This is a genomic window from Pseudoflavonifractor phocaeensis, assembly GCF_016901955.1.
In the GTDB taxonomy this organism is placed as follows: Bacteria; Bacillota; Clostridia; order Oscillospirales; family Oscillospiraceae; genus Flavonifractor; species Flavonifractor phocaeensis_A.
This window is the reverse complement of record NZ_JACJLC010000158.1, coordinates 1-2954: the sequence shown is the minus strand read 5'-3', so window position 1 is coordinate 2954 and position 2954 is coordinate 1. Positions and strand designations below refer to the sequence as shown.

The 2954-nt window shown below is 62.1% G+C and carries 2 protein-coding genes, 1 pseudogene and 1 other annotated feature; of the genes and pseudogenes, 2 read left to right on the top strand and 1 reads right to left on the bottom strand.

Annotated elements, in window-relative coordinates; all coding sequences use genetic code 11:
• Together H6B51_RS16720 and leuA are read left to right on the top strand one after the other, a co-directional pair.
• A pseudogene (locus H6B51_RS16720) lies at positions 1–721 on the top strand (hypothetical protein); the annotation flags it as partial.
• Positions 722–763: 42 nt separating this feature from the next.
• Positions 764–996 (top strand) — a binding site (T-box leader).
• 62 nt (positions 997–1058) lie between these two features.
• A complete protein-coding gene (leuA, locus tag H6B51_RS16715; protein ID WP_204884731.1) occupies positions 1059–2750 on the top strand; it encodes a 2-isopropylmalate synthase in 1692 nt (563 codons plus the stop codon).
• On the opposite strand, the gene H6B51_RS16710 is transcribed toward leuA, so the two are convergent.
• Positions 2747–2954, bottom strand: a 208-nt coding sequence (locus H6B51_RS16710; protein WP_204884730.1) for a hypothetical protein, incomplete at its 5' end; no start/stop codon positions are given. The genes leuA and H6B51_RS16710 overlap by 4 nt on opposite strands.

The window sequence follows — 2954 nt, the reverse complement described above, 5'->3', positions numbered from 1 at the left end:
CCACCTGATCTTCACCCTCACCAACACCTGCACCCGCTGGAACGACGACGACACTACCACCACCTACCCCCTGGACGGCAGCCACATCGACGGCGGCTGGGGGATCTACCGGCTGGACATGGGGTCCGACGGCATCACCCCCCACCTGGAGACCCTCTACTCCCTGCCGGAGGGTAGCCTGGTGGCGGACTTCTGGGGGGATGAGACGGGGTACTTTCTGCTGAGCCAGGAGGAGGGGCAGCTCCGCCTGCGGATTTTTGACCCCGCCGTCCGGCTGACCCAGACCCTGGACCTGTTCTCCCTGGAGGGGCTGGAATACCAGCAGACCTGGCAGGGGGAGGACTACTTCGTCCCCATGGCCTACAGCGTGGAGAACGCCGACGGCCGGTTTGCCGTGGTTTGCCGGAGGGACGGGGCCTGGCAGCTGGATTTTGTCCAGGGCACCGACGCTCTGAACGCCCTGGACGTCACCTACTTCAACTGGATAGACGACTATTACAGCCCTCTGTATCTGGCCTACAATGGCCATACCCTGGCCATCCGGGATACCCCCTCCCGCAGCGGCACCGACTTCTACCTGGCCCTCTACTCCAAAGCGGGGCTGGAGTACCTGGGCAGCTATTCCTGCTCCCTCAACCCGCCCAACCGCGGATACGGCGGATGTGACCTGACCGTCCCCATCCAGTCCCCCCTGCTGACCTGGACGGAAAGTGGCTCTTGACAAAACCGGCGGGTTCGGCTAAAATGGGTACCAATCAAATCCCAAACGGCTAGGATGGGAAGAAGGCATGTCCCCGCCCCCTCAGAGAACCGGTGGTTGGTGCGAACCGGCGGGGGAAGATGTGCGTATACTGATCCCGGAGCCGCCTGTCTGAAACTTGCGTAGGGCAGGCCGTAGCGGCCACGTTACAGGCCGGGGCCTTGTTGGAGGCCGTGAGCGTCCGTCGGTGACGGCGGGCGGAAGCAGGGTGGTACCGCGTATCTTACGCCCCTGACCATAATCTGGTCAGGGGCGTTTTTGTAGGAAAAAACCCCTGACCCAAGGAGGAACTGCTGTTATGAAACCTGCCCACGAAAAGTACATTCCCTTTGTCCCCCTGAAGATGGCCAAGCGGGCCTGGCCCGACAAGGAGCTGAAGGCGCCCCCCATCTGGTGCTCGGTGGACCTGCGGGACGGCAACCAGGCCCTCATCGACCCCATGAACGTGGAGGAAAAGCTGGAGCTCTTCCACACCCTGGTGGACATCGGCGTGAAGGAGATCGAGGTGGGCTTCCCCTCCGCCTCCGAGACCGAGTATGAGTTCATCCGCACCCTCATCGAGGGGGGCCACATCCCCGACGATGTGACCATCCAGGTGCTGGTCCAGGCCAGAGAGCACCTGATCCGCCGCACCTTTGAGGCCATCGACGGGGCCAAGCATGTGATCTTCCACTTCTACAACTCCACCTCCACCCTCCAGCGGAAGGTGGTGTTCCACACCGATGTGGCCGGCGTCACCAAGATCGCCGTGGACGCCGCCCAGCTCATCCGGGAGCTGAGCCAGCCCGCCATCGACAAGGGTATGGATCTCCGCTACCAGTACTCCCCCGAGTCCTTCATGGGCACCGAGATGGACGCCGCCGTGGAGATCTGCCAGGCGGTCATCGAGGCCATCGGGGCCACCCCGGAGAAGAAGATCATCCTCAACCTGCCCACCACCGTGGAAAACTGCATGCCCAACTACTTTGCCGACGAGATCGAGTACTTTATCAGCAAGCTGCCCGGCCGGGACTGCGCCATCATTTCCCTCCACCCCCACAACGACCGGGGCGAGGGGGTGGCCACCGCCGAGATGGGCCTGCTGGCCGGGGCCGAGCGGGTGGAGGCCACCCTCTTCGGCAACGGCGAGCGCACCGGCAACGTGGACATGGTCACCCTGGCCCTCAACCTGTACACCCAGGGGGTGGACCCCAAGCTGGACTTCTCCAACATCAACAAGATCCGGGACGTGTACGAGAAGGTCACCAAGATGAAGATCGGCGAGCGGCAGCCCTACGTGGGCGAGCTGGTGTTCACCGCCTTCTCCGGCTCACACCAGGACGCTATTAACAAGGGCGTCAACTACATGGCCGAGAGCGGCACGGAGTACTGGGAGGTACCCTATCTGCCCATCGACCCCGCCGATGTGGGCCGTCAGTACGAGCCCATCATCCGCATTAACTCCCAGTCTGGCAAGGGCGGCGCCGCCTTTGTCATGCAGCACAACTTCGGCTTCGACCTGCCCAAGGCCATGCACCCCGAATTCGGCCACATCGTCCAGGTGGAGACCGACCGGGTGGGCAAGGAGCTGAAGGCCGACGCCATCTACGACCTGTTCAAGACCCACTACATCGACGCCGTCTCCCCCTATGAGCTGGTGCGCCACTCCTTCGCCGAGTTCACCGACGAGGAGGGCCACTCCCACGTCACCTTCGCCGGCACCCTGCGGCACACCGACACCGTGTTCCAGGTCCAGGGCTCGGGCAACGGCCCCATCGACGCCTTCTTCAACGCCATCCACGGCCAGAAGATGGACCGGTTCACCTTTGTGGATTACAGCGAGCACGCCATCAAGCAGGGCTCCGACTCCCAGGCTGTGGCCTACATCCATCTCCAGGACGAAACCGGCAAAGACTGGTTCGGCGTGGGCATGAGCCACAATATCAACCTGGCCCCTCTGAAGGGCATCCTCTCCGCCATCAACCGGGCTGTCACCAAGGACGGCATTTAACTGAGGTCAGGCGGCAAATCTATAACAGACGCATTTTTTGCATTCGCCTTCACTGCGGGCTGGCGCATACAAATACAGCGCGGACGGCCTTGCTTTAAGGCAACACCGCATAATAAGGCAAAAAGAACCGTCCTGCCAAGACATAGCTTTTGGCAGAACGGTTTGTGTTTAGAATTCTCGCAGAAGGCATACGGATTCAAGCCG

Bases quoted from the DNA above. Each gene is read 5' to 3' on its own strand.
- leuA (WP_204884731.1), top strand. From the start codon at position 1,059: ATGAAACCTGCCCACGAAAAGTACATTCCCTTTGTCCCCCTGAAGATG.